We start from the raw sequence: 20411 nt of genomic DNA on the forward strand, positions 1-20411 counted from the left end.
TGGACAGTGATCCGCTAAGTCAACTTTATCGCGTCGATCATTCACTCACTTGATCGTTTTATGCAGTTGGATGATCCCGAACTCTCGGCGCAGGAAATCAAAGCTCACGCGCAACCGCGAGCGCACCAACGTCATGTGGCTAAACCCGCCGCGGGAGAATTCGAGCTTGCCAGAAAGAATGGCGATGGCAGTTTCGAAAAAAAGGACAACTTTGTTGACAATCACCGTCCGGAGGGTTTGCACCTGGTGACAGCAGACAAGTCACCCCATGGCAAGCCCCTGCTGGTGGTGGGCCATGAGATCAGCGGCACGACGGTCATCTATCAGATCAATTTGAAATACTGACGTCGAACTGACATTAAACTGACATCCAGCGAATCGGGCGGCCGCTGCACTGCAGGGGTCGCCCTTTTGTGTGTGTTTGACCCCCCATGGAGTCAAGGGGTCGGCAGTGATTTAAAAACACCTTGTAAGAAGGGTTTGTTTGACACAAGAATGTCACAATTGACCGTTAAAGTGATGTCAGTCCCTGAGATCAACCGGCTCAGGTCACTTTGAACTCGCACCCTCAACCAGGAGTTGATATGTTGAAATTGAAATCTTTTGTGGCAGCCGTTGGCCTGAGCGCCATCGCTGCTGCCAGCTTTGCTGCCGACATCACGGGCGCTGGTGCCACATTCCCTTTCCCCATTTACGCCAAGTGGGCTGAAGGCTACAAGGCCGCCACAGGTACAGGCATGAATTACCAGTCCATTGGTTCTTCGGGTGGCATCAAGCAAATCCGCGCCAAGACGGTGACTTTCGGCGCAACCGATGCGCCCGTCAAAGGTGAAGAGCTTGACAAAGACGGCATGGTCCAGTTCCCAGCCATCATTGGCGGCACGGTGCCCGTGATCAACTTGGACGGCTTCAAACCCGGCGAATTGCGCGTGACTGGCCCAGTGATGGCCGAGATGTTCCTGGGCAAGATCAGTAAGTGGAATGACCCCAAATTTGTTGCTTTGAACCCTGGCAAAAACTTGCCCAACGAAACCATCACCATCGTGCACCGCGCCGATGGTTCGGGCACCACTTTCAACTGGACCGACTACCTGACAGCCGTGAGCAAAGAGTGGGCTGACAAGGTGGGCAAGGGCGCTGCAGTCAAATGGCCAGCGCCCACCTCGGTCGGTGGCAAAGGCAACGAAGGTGTTGCGGCCAACGTGAACCGCGTCAAGGGTTCTTTGGGTTATGTGGAATATGCCTACGTCAAAAAGAACAAGATGAACTTCATGCAAATCCAGAACGCCGACGGCAAGTACGTCAGCCCAGACGATTTGACGTTTGCTGCAGCCGCTGCCAGCGCCGACTGGTTCAGCGTGCCAGGCATGGGTGTGTCCATGGTCAATGCCAAGGGTGCCAACAGCTGGCCCGTCAGCACGGCTTCTTTCATCTTGATGTACAAGAACCCAGCCGACAAAGCCGCATCGGCCGAAGCCCTGAAGTTCTTTGACTGGTCTTTCAAGAATGGCAAGAAAATGGCCGCAGATTTGGACTACGTCGCATTGCCTGACAGCTTGACCGACCAGATCCGTTCAAAAGTCTGGTCGCAAATCCAGAAGTAATCCAGGCTCCGGTCTGCTGTCCGTCGGTTGTCATTCGGTGACCGACGGATTTCTTGTTTAATTAGATGCTCTTTGTTTGATGGGTCAAGACATGCAAACCCCCCTTTCCAGCGCAGACAGAACCAGCCACATGTTGGCCGTGGTCAAGCGCCAGCGCCTGCAAGACGCGTTGTTTCACCGCTTGACACAGCTTTTCTCGCTTTTGGTTCTGGTGGCGTTGGCCGGGATCATCGTGTCCTTGTTCATCAATGCGTGGCCCACATTTGCCAAGTTTGGTGCGCGTTTCATCTGGTATGTCGAATGGGACATCATCAACGAAGAGTTCGGTGCCGCGATCGCGATTGTCGGCACGTTGGCCAGTGCAGGGATTGCCATGTTGTTGGCGGTGCCATTGGCTTTTGGCATTGCGGTTTTTCTGACGGAAACTTGTCCTGTGTGGTTGCGTCGCCCTTTGGGCACGGCCATTGAGTTGTTGGCGGCCGTGCCGTCCATCATTTACGGCATGTTTGGTCTGTTTGTGTTTGCGCCTTTGTTTGCCGATTACATCCAGGTGCCGCTGCGCGATGTGCTGGGGGGCATGCCCCTGATCGGCTTCCTGTTTGGAGGGGCCCCCAACGGCATGGGCATTTTGGCGGCTGGCATTGTGCTGGCCTTCATGGTCTTGCCTTTTGTGGCTGCCGTGATGCGCGACGTGTTCGAAATCACGCCGCCCATTTTGCGTGAATCGGCCTATGGTCTGGGTTGCACGACATGGGAAGTGGTGCGCAAGATCGTTCTGCCTTACACCCAAAAAGGCGTGATTGGCGGGATCATGTTGGGTCTCGGTCGCGCCTTGGGTGAGACCATGGCGGTGACCTTTGTGATCGGCAATGCCAACCGCATGCCAACATCGTTGTTCTCACCCGGCACGTCCATTGCTTCGACCTTGGCCAACGAGTTTGGTGAGGCCGCAGACTTCCATATTTCTTCTTTGTTTGCGCTCGGCTTTTTGCTGTTCGTGATCACCTTCGTGGTTTTGGCCGCCGCCAAAATCATGATCAACCGGGCTGAAAAAGCCAAGGGGTTCTGACATGGCCATGAACATGAATCAAGCCTTGTATCGCCGCCGCCGATTGGCCAATGCCTGGGGCATGGTGACATCCATGATCGCCATGGCTTTGGGTCTGGCGGTGTTGTTGTGGATTTTGGTGGTGCTGTTTTCAAACGGCTTTGCCGCACTGGACCTGAACTTGCTGACGCAGGACACGCCGGCACCCGGTACCGAGGGCGGTGGTTTGCGCAATGCCATTGTGGGCAGTTTGTTGATGGTGGGACTCACCGTGTTGGTGGCCACGCCTGTGGGCATTTTGGCGGGGATTTATCTCACCGAATACGGCGACCAAAGCAAAACCGCCGAGCTGACCCGTTTTGTGACCGACATCATGCTGTCGGCTCCATCCATCGTGATTGGCTTGTTTGTGTACGCGATTGCGGTGGCCACTTTGGGCACCTTTTCGGGCTACGCAGGCAGTTTGGCCCTGACGCTGATTGCCGTGCCTGTGGTCATGCGCACCACCGAGAACATGCTGCGCTTGGTGCCCGGCAGTCTGCGCGAGGCGGCATTTGCCCTGGGTGCTCCACGCTGGAAAGTGTCCTTGTCCGTCACGCTGCGTGCGGCCAAGAGTGGCGTGATCACGGGCTTGTTGCTGGCCGTGGCCCGCATCAGCGGTGAAACAGCTCCTTTGTTGTTCACAGCGCTGAATAACCAATTCTTCAATGCCGACATGAGCAAGCCCATGGCCAACTTGCCGGTGGTGATTTTCCAGTTCGCCATGAGTCCCTATGACAACTGGATTCGACTGGCGTGGGCTGGGGCATTGCTCGTCACCTTGGCTGTGTTGGTGCTCAACATTCTGGCACGCGTGTTTTTCAGGGACAAACAGTCGGCGTGATGCCGTTTGGCCCAAACACCTCAGCTTCTTCATTTTGCATTCACAGGAATCTCCATGCCTGACAAGACACCGACTCAAAACGCGCTGGAAGTGCGCAACCTTGACTTTTATTACGGCAAATTCAAAGGCCTGAAAAACGTCAACCTCAACATTGCAGAGCACCGCGTGACCGCCTTCATTGGCCCATCGGGTTGCGGCAAATCCACCTTGCTGCGCACGCTCAACCGCATGTACAGCCTTTATCCGGGTCAACGCGCTGAAGGCGAAATCAAGTTTTATGGCCAGAACATTCTGGACAAAGGCCAAGACTTGAACTTGCTTCGCGCCCAAATCGGCATGGTCTTCCAAAAGCCCACACCTTTCCCCATGTCGATCTACGACAACATCGCTTTTGGTGTGCGTTTGTACGAAAAGCTCAGCCGCGCCGACATGGACGAACGTGTGGAGTCGGCCCTCACCAAGGCCGCCATTTGGAATGAAGTCAAAGACAAACTGGGCCAAAGTGGTTTGTCTCTGTCGGGCGGTCAGCAGCAACGCCTGTGCATTGCCCGCACGGTGGCGGTCAAGCCCAAAGTCATTTTGTTGGACGAGCCGACTTCGGCTTTGGACCCCATCTCGACCGCCAAGGTCGAGGAATTGGTCAGCGAGTTGAAGAAAGACTACACGGTGGCCATCGTGACGCACAACATGCAGCAAGCTGCACGCGTGTCCGACTTCACCGCCTACATGTACCTGGGTGAATTGGTGGAGTTTGGTCAGACCGAGCAAATTTTCATGAAGCCTGCACGCCAGGAAACCGAAGACTACATCACTGGCCGTTTCGGCTGATCAGGGGAAAACCATGGAAAAGCACATTTCGAGTCAATTTGACGCTGACCTGACCAACGTGTCGTCGCGCGTTCTGGAGTTGGGCGGCTTGGTGGAGTCTCAGACCCGCCATGCGGTGTATGCGCTGGCGCAATTCAGTGTAGAAGTGGCCGATCAGGTCATTGCGGCTGAAAAACAAGTCAACAAACTGGAGGTGGAGATCGATGCCGAGTTGGCCTCCATCATTGCCCGCAGGCAGCCCACGGCACGCGATTTGCGCCTGCTGATGGCGATCTCCAAAATCACGGGCAATCTGGAGCGAGCCGGCGACGAAGCGGACCGCATTGCCCGCATGGTCAAACAAATTTTGGCACAAGGCAGCCCACGCAACTTGCCATCGTCAGAACTGCGTGTGGCCTCTGACCTGGCCTCAGGTTTGTTGCGCAAAGCCTTGGATGCTTTTGCTCGCCTGGATGTGAACACGGCCTTGGTGATTTTGAAAGAAGACGACCTGATTGACGCTGAGTTCAATGGATTTTTGCGCAAGCTGGTCACCTACATGATGGAAGACCCTCGCACCATTTCGGCCAGCCTGGACTTGCTGTTTGTGGCCAAAGCCATTGAGCGCATTGGTGACCATGCCAAAAACATTGCCGAGTTTGTGATTTATGTGGTCAAGGGGGCCGATGTGCGGCACACGGCCTTGACCGAGATTGAAAAAGCGGTGCGATGAGAACCCTGCCCAGGATCCTCATTGTTGAGGACGAATCGTCGATTGCTGAGTTGATCTCGGTCAACCTTCGGCACAACGGCTTTCAGCCAGTGTGGGCCATGGACGCCGAGTCAGCCCAAAAAGAGCTCGATGAAATCTTGCCCGATGTCATCTTGCTCGATTGGATGCTGCCTGGCGAAAGTGGTCTGACTTTGGCTCGGCGCTGGCGTGCCGCTGCACGAACCAAGTCCGTGCCCATCTTGATGCTGACTGCAAGAGGGGATGAGTCTGATCGGGTGGCGGGCTTGGATGCGGGTGCAGACGATTACATCGTCAAACCCTTTTCGCCGCGTGAGCTGCTCGCTCGCATCCGTGCGGTGTTGCGCCGTCGCGTGCCCGAGTCTGCGGGTGGGGCCGTCAAAGTGGGGGATTTGCAACTCGATGCCGACACCTACCGTGTGAGTTGGCAGGAGAAACCTCTCAAGATTGGACCCACCGAGTTCAAGTTGTTGCAATACATGATGCGTCATCCTGAACGTGTGCACACCCGTGGCATGTTGCTGGACAAGGTCTGGGGTGACCATGTTTACATAGAAGAGCGCACGGTCGACGTCCACGTCAAGCGTCTGCGAGAGTCCTTGGGGGATGCGGGCAGCATGATCGAGACTGTGCGTGGAGCGGGTTACCGTTTGACAGCTGCGCCTGCGGTGTGAGTGATGCTGATTTCTGTCATTGAACTTTTGGCCCTGTTGGGTCTGTTGGTCACACCGGTTTGGTTTTTTGGAGGACTGACTTGGGCGCTGTGCATGGCGGTGTTGGTGCTGCTCGGCGTGGTGTTGGTGCAGATTTGGAAAGCCGAGCGTTTGGAGTTGTGGTTGTCTCGGCCCAACTGGCGTGATGAGTTGGCGTGGGGCGGTGTTTGGGGTGAGATTGTTCAACGCATTCAACGCCAACTGCGTCAACACGACAAACAACTGCGCACCAGTGAACAGCGCTTGCAGTACTTTTTGCAAGCCATTCAGGCCTCACCCAATGGGGTGACTTTGCTGGACAACGAAGGGCGCATCGAATGGTGCAATGCCACGGCCTCTAACCACTTGGGGCTCGATGCCAAGCGCGATGTGCAGCAGCACATCGTTCATTTGCTGCGCGACCCGACTTTTTCCAAGTACTTTGCGCAGGAAGAGCATGACAGTGAAGTCATCATCGACGGTCGCTCGTCATCCTTGACGCAAATGCCCAAGCTGTCGATTCAGTTGCACCAATACGGCGAAGGTCAGCACTTGCTCTTGAGCCGAGACATCACCTTGGTCAGCTTGGCCGATGCCATGCGGCGTGATTTTGTGGCCAATGTGTCCCATGAAATTCGCACACCCCTGACAGTCTTGAGCGGTTTTGTTGAGACACTCATGACCATTCCCTTGGCCCCGGATGAACAGCAAACGTATTTGCAATTGATGTCTGTGCAGGCCTCACGCATGCAAAGTCTGGTGGCTGATTTGCTGACTTTGTCGCAACTCGAAGGCAGTTTGCCTCCAGGAACCCACGAGACGGTGTCTCTGAGTGATCTGATGTCGCAAGTGGCTTGTGATGCGGCCTCTTTGTCGGCTGTTTTGTCTGGCCAGGAGGGTGATGAACGAGGACCCGTGCACGAACTGGACTTCAGCAAACCCATTGAGTGGAATTTGCTGGGCGTGCGCACAGAACTTTTCAGCGCGGTGTCCAATTTGGTGAGCAATGGCGTGCGCTACACGCCGGCCGGTGGGCGTGTGAGTGCAGGCTGGTTCAGGGTGCCGGATGGTGTGGTGTTTCGTGTCACCGACACGGGTCCTGGCATTGCCGCTGAGCATTTGCCAAGACTTTCTGAGCGCTTTTACAGGGTTGACCGCAGCCGCTCACGCGAGACCGGTGGCACCGGCTTGGGCTTGGCCATTGCCAAGCATGTGGCGCAACGGCATGGCGGTGAATTGCGCATTGAAAGTCAATTGGGCAAGGGCTCGACCTTCATGTTGTTTTTCCCGGCCAGTCGGGTTGTGGCATTGACTGCTTTGGATCCGGTTCGGTGATGTTTGCAGCAACGCTTTTTGGGTGAATCGGTGCCATTGCCGCGATCAAGCCTCGCAGACCACCCAAAATCGCCCCGAGGGCGGGGCTCCCACAAAATGCAGAAAGCCCCCTGTAGGAGCGACGCCCCCGTCGCGATCAAGCCTCGCAGACCACCACCCATCGCCCCGAGGGCGGGGCTCCTACAAAATGCAGGCAGCCCCCTGTAGGAGCGACGCCCCCGTCGCGATCAGCCTCGCAGACCACCACCCATCGCCCCGAGGGCGGGGCTCCTACAAAATGCAGGGCATTCCCTGTAGGAGCGACGCCCCCGTCGCGATCAGGCCACGCAGACCACTCAGAATCGCCCCGAGGGCGGGGCTCCCACAAAATGCAGGAAGCCCCCTGTAGGAGCGACGACCCGTCGCGATCAGGCATCGCAAACCACCCAGAATCGGCCCGAGGGTGGGGCTCTTACAAAATGCAGGCAGCCCCCTGTAGGAGCGACGCCCTCGTCGCGATCAGCTTCGCAGACCACCCAGAATCGCCCCGAGGACGGGGCTCCTACAAAATGCAGGCAGCCCCCTGTAGGAGCGACGCCCCCGTCGCGATCAAGCCTTGCAGACCTTCACCCATCACCCAAGCAGCGGGCCTCGTGCACTGATCGCAGGGCCGTTCAATCACTGAAACTGGCCCTGCGCTTTGTCATTCAAAAGACGCAAAACTGACTTTGACGTTTCACGCTGTGTGTCAATCATCTCCCCCATAGGAGGTGCTGCAATGCGAGTCACGGTCATCGGTTCGGGTTATGTGGGTTTGGTCACTGGGGGGTGCCTCTCGGACCTGGGTTTCAAAGTGGTGTGTTTGGACAAGGATGCTGAGAAAATCCGCACCCTGCAAGAGGGCGATGTGCCCATTTTTGAGCCCGGCCTCAAAGCCTTGCTGAACAAAAATCAAGCCGATGGGCGCATCCGTTTCACCAGCGATGCTGTGGATGCCATTGACCATGGGGATGTGCTGTTCATCGCTGTGGGCACACCACCATCTGAAGACGGTTCTGCCGATTTGGGTCATGTGCTGTCGGTCGCGTCCATGGTGGGGCGTCACTTGAAAAGTTTCAAACTGGTGGTCAACAAATCTACCGTGCCCGTAGGCACGGCTGACCAAGTCCGGTCAGCGATTGCGCATGAGCTGACGCAGCGCGGCATGCCACACGACCTGTTCGACGTGGTGTCCAATCCTGAGTTCCTCAAAGAAGGTGCGGCCATTGACGATTTCATGCGGCCAGACCGGATTGTGGTCGGTTTGGATGAGGGTCCCCACCATGCCCGCAGCCAGCGCATGATGGGCGATTTGTATGCCAGTTTTAACCGCCACCATGCCCGCACGGTGTGGATGGATGTGCGCAGCGCTGAATTGACCAAATACGCTGCCAACGCGATGCTGGCTGCCCGCATTTCATTCATGAACGAGATTGCCAATTTGGCCGATGAGTTGGGCGCCGATGTGGACCAGATCCGACGCGGCATGGGGGCTGATGAACGCATTGGTTACGGCTTTTTGTATGCCGGGTGTGGCTATGGGGGAAGTTGTTTTCCAAAAGACACACAGGCTTTGGTCAGCACCGCCAAGTTGCATGGCCATGACATGGCCGTGGTCAGTGCGACAGAAAGTGTCAATGAACGTCAGAAACGGATTTTGGTGGATCGCCTGGTGCAGCATGCGGGCGAGGATTTGTCGGGTCTGAAAATTGCCTTGTGGGGCTTGGCCTTCAAGCCCAACACCGATGACATGCGCGAAGCTCCCAGCCGGGTGGTGATTCGCGAATTGTTGATGCGGGGCGCACAGGTCACCGCTTATGACCCTGTGGCCAGCATCGAAGCCATGAAGGCGCTGCGCGAGGACTTTGCGCAAGACCCTGAACTGCTCCAACGTTTCGAAATTGTTCCAAGTGATTTGCAGGGTTTGCAAGGAGCCGATGCTTTGTTGGTTTTGACCGAATGGAAGAATTTTCACAACCCTGACTTTGAAGCCATGAAGGCACTCATGCGAACGCCTTTCATTGTGGATGGCCGCAACCTTTACAACCCACAGGCTTTGCTGGCATTGGGCATGGCCTACCAAGGGGTGGGCCGTCGCAATGCCTTGGTTCAAGGTCTGAGGTTTGATCGCAGTCTGGCACCTCTTTTCAAGCCCATGCTTGAGAACCCACCGCCGTCTTGCACGACAGTGCATGCCTAAAGGTTTTTTCTTTTTGATCTTGGCGCAATTTGCCAGCGGCCTGGCTGACAACGCCTTCATGATCTTGGGGGTGTATTTTTTGCATGAGCAAGGCTATCCACCTTGGTGGGCTCCCTTGCTCAAGTTTTCATTCACCTTGGCGTATGTGTTGTTGGCTGCGATAGCGGGTCCGTTGGCCGATGCTTTTCCCAAAAGCCGGTTGATGGCCGCCATGAACGCATTGAAACTGATGGGCGTGATTTTGTTGGTCTCGGGTGTGCATCCCCTTTATGCTTTTGCATTGACGGGATTGGCCGCAGCCTTGTATGCACCCGCCAAGTACGGTTGGGTTTGCGAGTCGGTATCGCCACGCTTACTGGTCAAGGCCAATGCTTGGCTGGAAGTGTCTGTGGTGATGTCGGTGATGCTGGGTGTGGCCTTGGGTGGGGCGATGATCCATGTATACACTTTGGTCGAGGTGCCCGATTTTGTGCCTTTGCACGGATTTGAATCGCCTTTGAGCGTATCGACACAGGTTTGGGGTGCCTTCGCATGGGTGGCTGTGGTGTACGGCATTTCCGCCTTGTTCAACATCGGTGTGGGCGCGGCCCAAGTGCAGCCTTGTCAGCCACTGACCTGGTCTGCGATGCGCTGGTCCGCGTTTTGGCATCATCAACGGCAGTTGTGGTCCGACCCTTTGGGAGGCATGTCTTTGTATGTCACCACCTTGTGTTGGGGTGTGGGCGCGGTGCTGCAGTTTGCCGTGCTGGTTTGGGCGCAAAAAAATGCGGGATTGACCTTGCAGCAAGGGGCCTATTTGCAAGCCGTGGTGGCCTTGGGGGTGATGGGTGGGGCAGCCATGGCAGCCGCGACTTGCCAGATTTTCAATGCAAGGCGGGCATTGCCTTGGGGTTGGGTGTTGGCTGCGTTGCTGCCCTGTATGGCGCTCACCCAGGTCTTGTGGCTGGCCGTGATCATGCTGCTGTTGGCGGGATGGGCAGGCGGCATGTTGCTGGTGCCCATGAATGCTTTGCTGCAGCACCGTGGGATCAAAATCATGAAGTCGGGGCGCTCGATTGCCGTTCAGGGCTTCAATGAAAACCTGAGTGTGTTGATCATGTTGGGTGCCTACAGCGCACTGCTGGCCTGGGATGTGCCCTTGTTGCCTATCATGCTGCTGTTCAGCCTGCCTTTGTTGGCCGCGGTCATGCCGTGGAAAAGCAGGAACCCCAAAACTTGAGTCACGCCGGGTTGTGCGCGGTCACAACCGAGCGGAAGATGGTCTCAACCTGGTCGGCAATTTGATGCCAGTCCCAGGGGGCCACGCTGGCGGCCGTGTGTTGTCTCGCTTGGAGCAATGTGGCGCTGCTTCGGGTGATGTCCAACGCTTTCAACACATAGCGCTGCGGGTCTTCACCGGGCACCAGCCACCCATTGTGTTCGTGCCGGATGAGTTCTGTGGCAGCTGCACAGTCAAAAGCCAAAACGGGCGTGCCACTGGCCAGTGCTTCCAGCGTCACATTGCCAAATGTCTCGGTCAGGCTGGGGAATAAAAACAAATCTGAACTGGCGTAAGCCACGGCCAACTGCGCATGACTGCACATGCCCATGAACACCGCCTCCGGGCAGTCGATTTGAAGTTTCGCACGGTAAGGGCCGTCGCCCGCAAAAATCATTTTGACTTTTCGGCCACTTTGCTTGAGCGACTGGTAAGTGTTCACAATCAGGTCCAGGTTCTTTTCAGCAGCCAACCGACCCACCGACAGCAAGACCACCGTGTCGTCTTGCACTTGCCATGCAGCTCTTTGTGCCACGCTGCGCTGACCGGGGTGAAACACCTGTGTGTCGACACCCCGCGCCACAACACTCAAATTCTCGAAACCCGATGCCGCCAGTTGCGCCTGCAAGGCCATGGTGGGCACCATGGTGCACAGGGTGCGGTTGTGGAATTTCCGCAAATAAGACACGATGGGTTTGCTCAACCAACCCACGCCGTAGTGCCTGCTGTAACTGTGAAAGTTGGTTCTGAAATCCGAGGTCACGGGCAGTCGCAACACCTTGGCTGCTCGAAGGGCCGACCATCCCAAAGGGCCTTCTGTGGCGATGTGCACCAGGTCGGGTCGTTTGATGGTCCACGCCTTGATCAGCTGCTTTTTGCTGGGAAATCCCAATTTGAGCTGAGGGTAGTGCGGGATGGGCAAACCGCGCAACAAAATTTCTGACCAAGCTGTTTGCTGTGAAGCGGTGTCATGCTTGTCCTGCCGGGGGCGAATGAGTTGGATGGTGTGTTGACGTTGACTCAACTGCACGATCAGCTTGGACAGCGTCAGTGCCACGCCATTGACTTCGGGTGGCCAGGTTTCGGTGACCACAGCAATTCGCAATGCCGAATTTTCGGGCTCAAAGTTTTCCACCAGCAAGTGTTCGGTCGATGCATGTTCCATGAACCCATGTTGCCGTGTTGATTTAACAACTTGATGACAAACAAGCGGGTGCTTTTGAGCGGAGATCTAGGCCTTGGTGTGAGGGCATGTCACTGTTTTTTCACATGACTTCTTCATGATACGAACACCACTTTTGGAGGTTTTGTGTGAAAGATTTTTTTGAAGCTTTGCGGATTCAGCGCTGGGACGATCACCGTTATTACCACCACTGCCGCATCAACCAGTCCTTGCATTTTCTAAGTGCCATGGCGTTTGTGGTGGCCTATGTCTTGTTGTTCATTGACCCTCCCTTGGCGGCCTTGTTGGCTTGGCTGGTATCCATGACATCACGACAAGCGGGCCATTTCTTTTTTGAACCCTTGGGCTATGACGAAGTCAATCAAGCAACACAGGCGTTCAAAGAAGACATCAAGGTCGGCTACAACCTCCGGCGCAAGGTGGTCTTGCTCAGTGTCTGGGCACTTTTGCCTTTGATGATTTTCTTGAATCCCGGTCTTTTTGGCCTCTTGCCAACGCATGAAGATTTTTATGGCTTTTTGCGTGCGGTGGGATATGCCTGGTTGTATTTGGGCGCAGGCGCTTTGCTGTTTCGCACTTTGCATTTGTTTATTTTGCAAGACGCTCAAACTGGGCTGGTCTGGATGACCAAAATCTTGACCGATCCATTTCACGACATTTACCTCTACCACAAAGCACCTTTGCACTTGCTGCGGGGCCAACGCTTTGCACATCAGGATGCTCAGGTCAGCCGCTGATTCAGCACACCCGTCAGCTTCACATGACTGACGGGTGCAAGCTTTCAGCGTTTGAAGGTCTCTTTCAAAATGCGGCGGCGGATCGATCGGTTGGTGAGCTGATCATCTTGCCACCACCAACCGTCTTGTTGCATTTGTCGAGCCGCCCGCACAAACCGCTCCAACACAGCTTCAAAGTCGGCATCACTGTAGTTGAGGCTGAAGATCAAGCGACCCGTGCCCACCCAGCTCAGTGTCAAACCTTCAAGCCTGAGGTAGTACTGCAGCATCCAGTTGTAGCGACTCGCCTGGGTGTAAAACAAGGTCCAGACACTGGACATGTTGGCTGCTTGCAAGGGCAAGCCATGTTCTTGCATGGTTGCGTTGAAGTGCTGTGCACGCGCATTCCAAAGCGCATCGACACCTTGGTAGATGGCTTGAATTTCAGGCGTTTCGAGTTGGTCCAGAAAGGCCGACATGGCCCCCATCACCACCGGGTGTGCGTTGAAGGTGCCGCGTGCAAAACAAATGTCGGCGGGTCGTTTTTCATCAAATCGGCGCATCCATGGGTGCTGCCCACACACCACACCCACCGGAAAGCCCCCCCCCAGTGTTTTGCCATAAGTGACCATGTCGGCCTTGACGCCAAAGTAGGCTTGTGCACCACCGGCGGCCAGGCGAAAGCCCAAAAACACTTCGTCAAAAATCAGCACAATGCCTTTGTCGGTACACACTTGCCGCAAGGCTTTGAGCCAGGTGGTGTAAGCCTCTCGGTCATAGGCGGCGCGTCGGCTGCTGTCCACCAAGGTCGAATCTCCGGGTGCATTGGCGTTGGTGTGCAGCGCCTGCAATGGGTTGATCAACACACATGCGATGTCTTTGCGGCTTCGCAGCACCGCCAAACTGCGCTCGTTCATGTCGCTCAGGGTGTAAGTCTCACGCGGTGGCATGGGGTTGCCTGGCCCGGGTTGGACATCTTCCCACCAGCCATGGTAGGCGCCGCAAAAGCGCACGATGTAAGGGCGGCGTGTGTGGTAGCGGGCCAGTCGCACCGCTTGCATCACGGCCTCGGTGCCCGACATGTGGAACGACACCTCGTCCAGGCCCGAAATGGCTTTGAGGCGTTGTGCATTGCTGGCCACCACGGGGTGGTAAGAGCCCAGCACTGGCCCCAAGGCCTGTGTTTTGGCCAGACCATCGGCCATGGTTTTTTTGTAAAAGTCGGCACCGAACACATTGACGCCATACGAGCCGGTCAAATCGTAAAACACCTGTCCGTCCAGGTCAGTCACTTGAACGCCTTGGGCCGACTCCAAAAACGAACCCACTTTCAGATGCTTTTGCACCATGGGGCTGAATTGAAAGGGCACCCGGTAGGCCGTGATGAATTGCATATCCGAGATGTTGTCTCGGGCACTGACCGTGGCGGCAATGCTCTGGCTGTGCCGTGTTTGAAGTGTCTGCGCCAAGGCCATGAAGGCCGCCCGTCGCAGGGCCTGGATGTCGGCAGGTGCGCCATCGCAGCCAAAAAAAGTGCTCTCGTCAAAGCTGTAGCCGGGCAGCCAACGGGCCAGGCGTTTGGCCATGCGCGAGTGGCCGGCCAAAGAGCGGTGTTTGGCTCTGGAAAGCTGTATGCGCCGTCGAAGCGCAGGAGCCCAAGCAGCCAGCAATCCCAAACTGATCCAAGTGGAGTTCACAGTCAATTTCCTTGTGTCAATGAAATTTCTTTTTATTCAATTTGAGTGACAACATGATGAAGATTCGCAAGCTGTTCCAACAAACACTGCTGCAAGAGGACTTGAATTTCTTGCTCACCAACCGCATTCCACGCATCGCTTTGACCCATTTCATGGGGCGCTGGAGTCAGATCAAAAACCCATTCGTGGTCAAGGCTTCCATGGCCGTTTGGCGCTGGTTCAGTGACCTTGATTTAAGTGAAGCCAAGCAGCAAAAATTTGACAGCCTGCACGCTTGTTTTACCCGTGAGCTCAAGCCCGGCTTGCGGCCTGTGGACCCTGATCCAAAAGTCTTGACTTCACCTTGTGACGCCATCGTGGGGGCTTGTGGCGTCATCACCGAGGGACAAGTTTTTCAGGCCAAAGGTTTTCCTTACCGCTTGCAAACCTTGTTGGGCGATGGTGCTGCGTGCCGTGATTGGCCCGAGGCACTGGAAGGCGGCAAGTTCCTGACCTTGCGCTTGACCAACAGCATGTACCACCGATTCCATGCGCCGCACCATGTGCAACTTCAGCATGTGACCTACATCTCGGGTGACACCTGGAACGTCAATCCAGTGGCGCTGAAGCGGGTGGCACAACTGTTTTGCAAAAACGAACGGGCCGTGCTGCACATGCTGGCCCAATCGGGTGAGCCATTTTTGATCGTGCCCGTTGCCGCAGTGTTGGTGGCGAGCATGCGCTTGCATGCGGTCGATGTGCTGTTGAATTTGCGCTACAAAGGCCCCAACGAAATCCCTTGTCAAGCCGACTATGCCAAAGGCCAGGAGATGGGCTGGTTCGAGCACGGCTCCACCATTTTGGTGTTTGTGCCGGCCGGTTTTGATTGGGCCGATGGGCTCACCCCGGGCATGCGCATCAAAATGGGTGAACCCTTGTTGACCAAGGCTTGAGCTGTTTGAGCAGGTGTCAGTACTTTTCGGGCACCACCATGTCTTCGGGAACCGGGTGGCGAATGTAGTCCGGGTTGCGCACACGCCCGGGCAGCATGACCTGGGGGTGTTCCACCTCGTGGTAGGGCACTTGGCTCAGCAGGTGGTCGATGCAGTTGAGGCGGGCTTTTTTCTTGTCCACGGCTTGCACCACCCACCACGGGGCCTGCGGAATATGTGTGCGCTCGATCATGGTCTCTTTGGCGCGGGTGTAGTCTTCCCAGCGGCGGCGGCTTTCCAGATCCATGGGGCTGAGTTTCCATTGTTTCAGCGGGTCATGGATGCGGCCTAAAAATCGTGCATGCTGTTCGTCATCGGTGATGGAAAACCAATACTTCACCAGCTGAATGCCGCTGCGCACCAGCATTTTTTCAAACTCGGGCACCGAGCGAAAGAACTCTTCGTATTCTTCATCGTTGCAAAACCCCATGACCCGCTCCACACCGGCCCGGTTGTACCAGCTGCGGTCAAACAGCACGATTTCACCCGCTGCAGGCAGGTGCGAGATGTAACGCTGAAAGTACCACTGTGTTTTTTCGCGGTCGTTGGGGGCGGGCAGGGCGGCCACGCGGCACACCCGGGGGTTCAGGCGTTGCGTGATCCGTTTGATCACGCCGCCTTTGCCTGCAGCGTCCCGACCTTCAAACAAGATCACCATGCGGTGGCCGGTTTTGACCACCCAGTCTTGCAGCATCACCAATTCGGATTGCAGGCGTAAAAGCTCGCGAAAGTAGCGGGTTCGTTCGCTGCTGGCCAAAGGGTTTCCCCCCGATTGCTCGCCCCAGCGGTCGTCGAGTTCCAACTCCAACTCTTCATCGAGGCTGTCCAACAGGTCTTCGCGCAGTTGACGCATTTGTGATTCTTGAATGGACTCGTCTTTGCTCATGGGGTGGCCCAAAGTATTTGAAACTTTCAATATCACCCAAGCTCGTGAATGTTTGATGACGGTTTGGCGTCATTTCTGTCATGACACTTTCATGACGCTGTCCAACAATGCCAAGCCATGCGACAGAGGGTCTGTGGCAAGGAATGAACATGCGCGTTTTCACCATGGCCTCGCACGAGGTGCACGAGTCCAACACCATCCCCGCAACTTTGCCAACACAGGGTTTTGTGTGGATGGCTTTTTCTAGACGCGAATTCGAATTGTTGCAAGGCCAGCTTCAAAAAACGGTGGTGGATTGCTTGGGCGTCAGCCTGCATGAGTTGCATGTGCAAGACCTCTTGAACAACCAACTGCCTTCGCATTACGACTACACCGCGGATTACGACTTGTTGGTGTTCAGGCGATTGGCCAGAGGGCGAACTGAAACCGATTTGTCCAAACCGGGGGTCATCTTGCACCAGGAGAACACCATGGGTGGACCGGGTATTTTGAGAAAGATAGACACCAGTCCCGTGGCTTTTTTGTGGCTCGATCGCTTGGTGATTTCTGTGCACCCGGTGGACTGTGCAGTGCTCTCGCACTTTGCAGCCCGATTGTTGACGGCCAGCAGCTTGCCCCCCGCACAAGCGGCACACCGTTTGCCTGCCAATCCCGCTGACTTGATGCTGCGCATGGTCAGCCATGTGGTCGATGCTTACCTGGATTTGCGTCGCGAACTCACGCGCCAACTGGACCACTGGCAGGCCCGTTTGCTGGACCCGCATGCACATTTCAACGACTGGTCGGCCTTGCTCAATGCGCGTTTGAGCCTGCACTACCTTGAGGAAGTGTGCGAGGACCAACGCGCCGCCATTCAGGATTGGATTGCCGCGTTGAGCTCATGGCCAGAAGATCTGCAGTACCCCACCCAAAGTCTCGAGATGTTGAAGGTCAGAAGTCGCGATGTGCTGGAACACATTGAGCGCGTGGTCCACCATGTGGGGCGACTGGAGCAAAGTGCCGAAACCGCTGTTCAGATGCACTTCAATGTGCAAAGCAACCGCACCAACGAGGTCATGCGAACCTTGACGGTGTTGACGGCCATTTTTTTGCCATTGAACTTGATCACCGGGTTTTTCGGCATGAATTTTGAAAACTTTCCTGCGCTGCATGCCGAAGGTGGGGTGTGGTGGACCGAGGTGCTCATGATCGCTGTGGCACTGACTTTGGCCTGGGTTTTTCGGCGTCAGCGTTACATCGGGCGATGAGGGGCACGCGCCACACGCCACACCAAGCCCCCAAACAGCACCGAGACGGTGGCCAAGGCCATGGTGCTGGTGATCCAGAAGGTGTCTACTGAAGGGCGAGGGGTCCAGCTCAGGCCCAGGGCGGAGTCCTGATAGGCCCAAAGGTAGCCTCCCATGAGTCCTGCACCCCAGAGCAAGGCGGTGTAGATGACCAAGGGTGCCACGGTGATGCGGTAGCAACGCAGCAAAAACACGCTGGTGGCCTGCACCGCGTCGGCCAGATGGTAGAGGGCCACCCAGCCCAGCCACACCGTTGCAGTTTGTGCCACCACAGGGTCGGTGGTGAAGGCGTGCGCAATCGCGTCCCGCCCCGCCAGCAATGCGCCAGCGCACACCAAGGCGGCCCCCACCGTCAGCCCCAGCCCCAAATAGGTGGCCCGCCGTGCTTTGCCTGCTTGTTGGGCGCCCAGCCAATAACCGGTGCGGGCGCTGCTGGCAATGCCCAAGGCCAACGGCACCATGTACAACACCGAGGCCAGGCTGGCCGCAATTTGGTGGCCTGCCGAAGCCACAGCGCCGAGTCGGGCCACGAACAGCGCCATCATGGTGAACGAGGTGACCTCCACCATGACCGTCAGACCAGCAGGAATGCCCAGCTGCAAATAGCGTTTCAACAGGGGCCACTGCGGCACTTCGATCCGTTGCCACAAGCCATATGGCTGGTAAATGTCCTGGGTGCGCAGCAGCCAAAGACCTGTGAGCATCATCAAGCTGTTGACCACCAAGGTCGCCCAGGCACAGCCCACCACCCCCAGACCAGGCCATGGGCCAAGGCCAAAAGTGAACACCAGCGACAAAGGAATTTTGACCCACAAGGCCCCTGCTTGCAGCCAGGTGACCAAGCGCGGCAAACCCAAACTTTGGTTCAAGGTGCTGTACATCCTGAACAGCAAAGAGGGCACCAAAGCGATGGCCAAAATCCGCAAATACGAACGCACATCGGGCCACAACTCCAAGGGCACTTGTGTCCAAGACAACCAAGGGTCCGGGAACCACAGCCCGGCCATGCCCGTCAAAGTGGCCAAGGCGGTGATGTACAAAGCCTGCCGAAATGAACGGCCCAGCTCGCGGGTTTTGCCTGCACCGTGCAACTCGGACCACACGGGCAGCAGGGCCTGCAACAGGCCATTGAGGGCCACATAAATGCTGATGTAAATGGACGATGCCAGGGACAAGACCGCCAAGGCTTGTGGGCTGTAGCGCCCAGCAATCACCGTGTCGGCCACGCCAAAAGACATGACCGCCAGTTGCCCCACCAACACGGTGCCGGCGTGCCGTGCGATGGTCTTGAATTCGGACATGGCTTCAGTCTTGTGGTGCGCTGGTCTGCAACGCAGGGTCAAGACGTGGGACTTGAGGTGGCGCTGAAGCACGGTAGATCAAGATGTGTTCATCCTTATCGGCCGGTCTTTGGGCTTTGGCATGTTGAACCCAACCCAAGCGCTCCATTTTGTCTGCCATCAAGGGCAGGTTTTTCTCGTCAATGATCAACCAGGGGCAGCTGGCCGTGGGTGCTCGCATTGCCTCCAGCTTGAATTGGCCATGGAACAGGAATGCTGTGCCTTGCGCCTTGCTCAGACCGGCATATTGCAAACAGTGGGACTCGCCCGTGATGGATGTCACTTTTTCAACCAAAGGGGCATAGCTGCGGGCGTAGTTCAGCAAAGGCAGCCACAGTGTCATCAGCAAAAACCAGCACAACACCGCTCCACCCGCTGGCAAGGCCATGATTTTCCAAATGGCAGCGCGGTGGTGACCAATGCGCCAATGGACCAACCAGGCCCAGGTTCCCGTGGCCAACAAGGCCATGCTGAAGGTGACCCCAGAAAACGCATTCACAAAACCGGGTGCCAATTTGGCCACGTTGGCGGCAGGGGTTGCAGGAAAGCCCGTTTGCATGGCCACCCAAACGACCCAGATGGCCAAGGCGCAAAACGAAAAAAACAACAAGGTGAACCAGTCGATCAAAGCCCCCCAACTGCGCCGGAGTGTGGGCAATGCAAACGCAGCCAGGCAGGCAATGGCAGGCAGGGCGACCAGCAATGCACGGTCGGTCAAACCCGTCAACCAGGTTGCCGTGATGGTCACCGCCACAAACCACAAGGGCAGGGCCAGGTGGGGGTGCCGCCAACCACGGGCCAATTGCCCACGCCAACGCCACAAGGACCAAATCGCCAAAGGCCAGGCCGGCCAAGTGAACCACAGCAAAAGCTTGGCCAAAATGTGCACATCGACCATGTTGTGCGCCACCACGCGCCAACGCCACAAGTCCAAGACCCCAGCGGTCGTGATGCACAACAGGCAGATCAAGGCCAGCAAACCCAAATCCAGCACCCGCATGCGTTGTTGTGTCGGATCTGCTTGCGCCGCTGCACGCAGGACTGAACCCCCAATCCCCAAGAACAAGGCCAAGCTGGGAGCGCCAGACAGCGTCAAGCCCAACATGCCCACGCCCATGGCCACACCACTGGCCAAGCGGTAACGCGGCAAAGTAGACAAGGCCACAAAGATCAAGGCGGCACAACACAGCTGGCTCAAGGCCGGTGTGGTTTCATGGGCCAGACGGGCCAAACCCAGGCAGGCCAACAAGGCCAGCAAACCCCCATCGGCCAAAGCTCGCGCGTAATCTGTGGGCTTGGCCTCACCTCCAAAAGCAAAAGCCACCGGTTGTGCTGCAGGGGCTCTGGCCAAGGCATACACCGCGTACCAAGTGGCCGCCAAGGTCAGGCCCAGCATGGCGACAAAAGGCAGGCGTGCAAACACATCCTCCCAGCCGGCAGGGGCCCAACGCAAAAAACTGGCCCCCAACCAATAAGGCAGCAAGGCCAGTTGCGGGTCGGTTTGGCCCAGCAAGGTGGGTTTGAACCAAGAAGTGGCTTCGCCCATGGCCGGTTGAACCAATTGAAGCATGTACCCAAAGGCCTCAATGTCTTGGGCTTTCCATGGCGTGCGCCCCAAAAAACCAGGCAGCACATAAGCGGCGCACAGCAACAGCAAGGCCAGGCGCGGCAATCTGCGCACGGCACTTTGTGCAACGATGGCGGGGGTGGTGTGGTTCACGTCTGAATCAAGATAT

Annotated in this window: 18 protein-coding genes; 13 read left to right on the forward strand and 5 right to left on the reverse strand. The window is 56.5% G+C overall.

From position 1 onward, the window contains the following. Window positions 1-60: 60 nt before the first annotated feature. From B9Z48_RS04690 to lplT, 10 genes are all read left to right on the forward strand, one after another. Window positions 61-345, forward strand: a complete 285-nt coding sequence (locus B9Z48_RS04690; protein ID WP_108377322.1) for a hypothetical protein — start codon at window positions 61-63, stop codon at window positions 343-345. 239 nt (window positions 346-584) lie between these two features. After that, complete coding sequence (gene pstS, locus B9Z48_RS04695) at window positions 585-1604, forward strand: phosphate ABC transporter substrate-binding protein PstS (protein ID WP_089954165.1); 1020 nt, start codon at window positions 585-587, stop codon at window positions 1602-1604. 79 nt (window positions 1605-1683) lie between these two features. Next, complete coding sequence (gene pstC / locus B9Z48_RS04700; RefSeq protein WP_108377323.1) at window positions 1684-2673, forward strand: phosphate ABC transporter permease subunit PstC; 990 nt, start codon at window positions 1684-1686, stop codon at window positions 2671-2673. 7 nt (window positions 2674-2680) lie between these two features. Then, the gene (gene pstA, locus B9Z48_RS04705; protein WP_089955248.1) at window positions 2681-3535 is read left to right on the forward strand and encodes a phosphate ABC transporter permease PstA; all 855 of its coding nucleotides are present in this window, start codon (window positions 2681-2683) and stop codon (window positions 3533-3535) included. Window positions 3536-3589: 54 nt separating this feature from the next. Then, a complete protein-coding gene (pstB, locus tag B9Z48_RS04710; protein ID WP_089954159.1) occupies window positions 3590-4363 on the forward strand; it encodes a phosphate ABC transporter ATP-binding protein PstB in 774 nt (257 codons plus the stop codon). A 13-nt stretch (window positions 4364-4376) separates the two neighbouring features. After that, window positions 4377-5075 carry a phosphate signaling complex protein PhoU gene (gene phoU, locus B9Z48_RS04715; RefSeq protein WP_089954157.1) on the forward strand — a complete coding sequence of 233 codons (699 nt, stop codon included), beginning with the start codon at window positions 4377-4379 and terminating at the stop codon, window positions 5073-5075. Next, a complete protein-coding gene (gene phoB / locus B9Z48_RS04720) occupies window positions 5072-5767 on the forward strand; it encodes a phosphate regulon transcriptional regulator PhoB (RefSeq protein WP_089954154.1) in 696 nt (231 codons plus the stop codon). Before phoU ends, phoB begins: the two co-directional genes overlap by 4 nt. 3 nt (window positions 5768-5770) lie before the next feature. Next, window positions 5771-7120: a phosphate regulon sensor histidine kinase PhoR gene (gene phoR / locus B9Z48_RS04725; RefSeq protein WP_108377324.1), complete on the forward strand. Its 1350-nt coding sequence runs from the start codon at window positions 5771-5773 to the stop codon at window positions 7118-7120. 757 nt (window positions 7121-7877) lie between these two features. Then, window positions 7878-9338: a UDP-glucose/GDP-mannose dehydrogenase family protein gene (locus B9Z48_RS04730; protein WP_108377325.1), complete on the forward strand. Its 1461-nt coding sequence runs from the start codon at window positions 7878-7880 to the stop codon at window positions 9336-9338. After that, window positions 9331-10557: a lysophospholipid transporter LplT gene (gene lplT / locus B9Z48_RS04735; RefSeq protein ID WP_108377326.1), complete on the forward strand. Its 1227-nt coding sequence runs from the start codon at window positions 9331-9333 to the stop codon at window positions 10555-10557. The genes B9Z48_RS04730 and lplT overlap by 8 nt, the downstream gene beginning before the upstream one ends. 1 nt (window position 10558) lies before the next feature. Here lplT and B9Z48_RS04740 read toward each other — a convergent pair whose 3' ends face one another. Beyond that, window positions 10559-11761, reverse strand: a complete 1203-nt coding sequence (locus B9Z48_RS04740) for a glycosyltransferase family 1 protein (protein WP_108377327.1) — start codon at window positions 11759-11761, stop codon at window positions 10559-10561. A 146-nt stretch (window positions 11762-11907) separates the two neighbouring features. Between B9Z48_RS04740 and B9Z48_RS04745 the strand changes: the two genes are divergently transcribed. Beyond that, window positions 11908-12516 carry a hypothetical protein gene (locus tag B9Z48_RS04745; RefSeq protein WP_108377328.1) on the forward strand — a complete coding sequence of 203 codons (609 nt, stop codon included), beginning with the start codon at window positions 11908-11910 and terminating at the stop codon, window positions 12514-12516. 44 nt (window positions 12517-12560) lie between these two features. On the opposite strand, the gene B9Z48_RS04750 is transcribed toward B9Z48_RS04745, so the two are convergent. After that, window positions 12561-14192: an aminotransferase class III-fold pyridoxal phosphate-dependent enzyme gene (locus B9Z48_RS04750; RefSeq protein WP_233261020.1), complete on the reverse strand. Its 1632-nt coding sequence runs from the start codon at window positions 14190-14192 to the stop codon at window positions 12561-12563. 53 nt (window positions 14193-14245) lie between these two features. Here B9Z48_RS04750 and asd point away from each other — a divergent pair, with 53 nt between their 5' ends. Further along, window positions 14246-15124 carry an archaetidylserine decarboxylase gene (gene asd / locus B9Z48_RS04755; protein ID WP_233261021.1) on the forward strand — a complete coding sequence of 293 codons (879 nt, stop codon included), beginning with the start codon at window positions 14246-14248 and terminating at the stop codon, window positions 15122-15124. A 16-nt stretch (window positions 15125-15140) separates the two neighbouring features. On the opposite strand, the gene ppk2 is transcribed toward asd, so the two are convergent. Beyond that, window positions 15141-16049: a polyphosphate kinase 2 gene (ppk2, locus tag B9Z48_RS04760; protein ID WP_089954129.1), complete on the reverse strand. Its 909-nt coding sequence runs from the start codon at window positions 16047-16049 to the stop codon at window positions 15141-15143. 149 nt (window positions 16050-16198) lie between these two features. Here ppk2 and B9Z48_RS04765 point away from each other — a divergent pair, with 149 nt between their 5' ends. Beyond that, entirely contained in the window at window positions 16199-17296 is a 1098-nt protein-coding gene (locus tag B9Z48_RS04765) for a magnesium transporter CorA family protein (protein ID WP_089955240.1), read from the forward strand. Here the strand turns inward: B9Z48_RS04765 and B9Z48_RS04770 are convergent. After that, on the reverse strand, window positions 17281-18636 hold the full coding sequence (locus B9Z48_RS04770; protein WP_089954126.1) for an MATE family efflux transporter: 1356 nt from the start codon (window positions 18634-18636) through the stop codon (window positions 17281-17283). The two genes, B9Z48_RS04765 and B9Z48_RS04770, sit on opposite strands and share 16 nt — an antisense overlap. Window positions 18637-18640: 4 nt before the next feature. Beyond that, complete coding sequence (locus tag B9Z48_RS04775; RefSeq protein WP_089954123.1) at window positions 18641-20395, reverse strand: hypothetical protein; 1755 nt, start codon at window positions 20393-20395, stop codon at window positions 18641-18643. Window positions 20396-20411: the final 16 nt, after the last annotated feature.

Source organism: Limnohabitans sp. WS1 (assembly GCF_003063265.1).
Lineage (GTDB): Bacteria > Pseudomonadota > Gammaproteobacteria > Burkholderiales > Burkholderiaceae_C > Limnohabitans_A.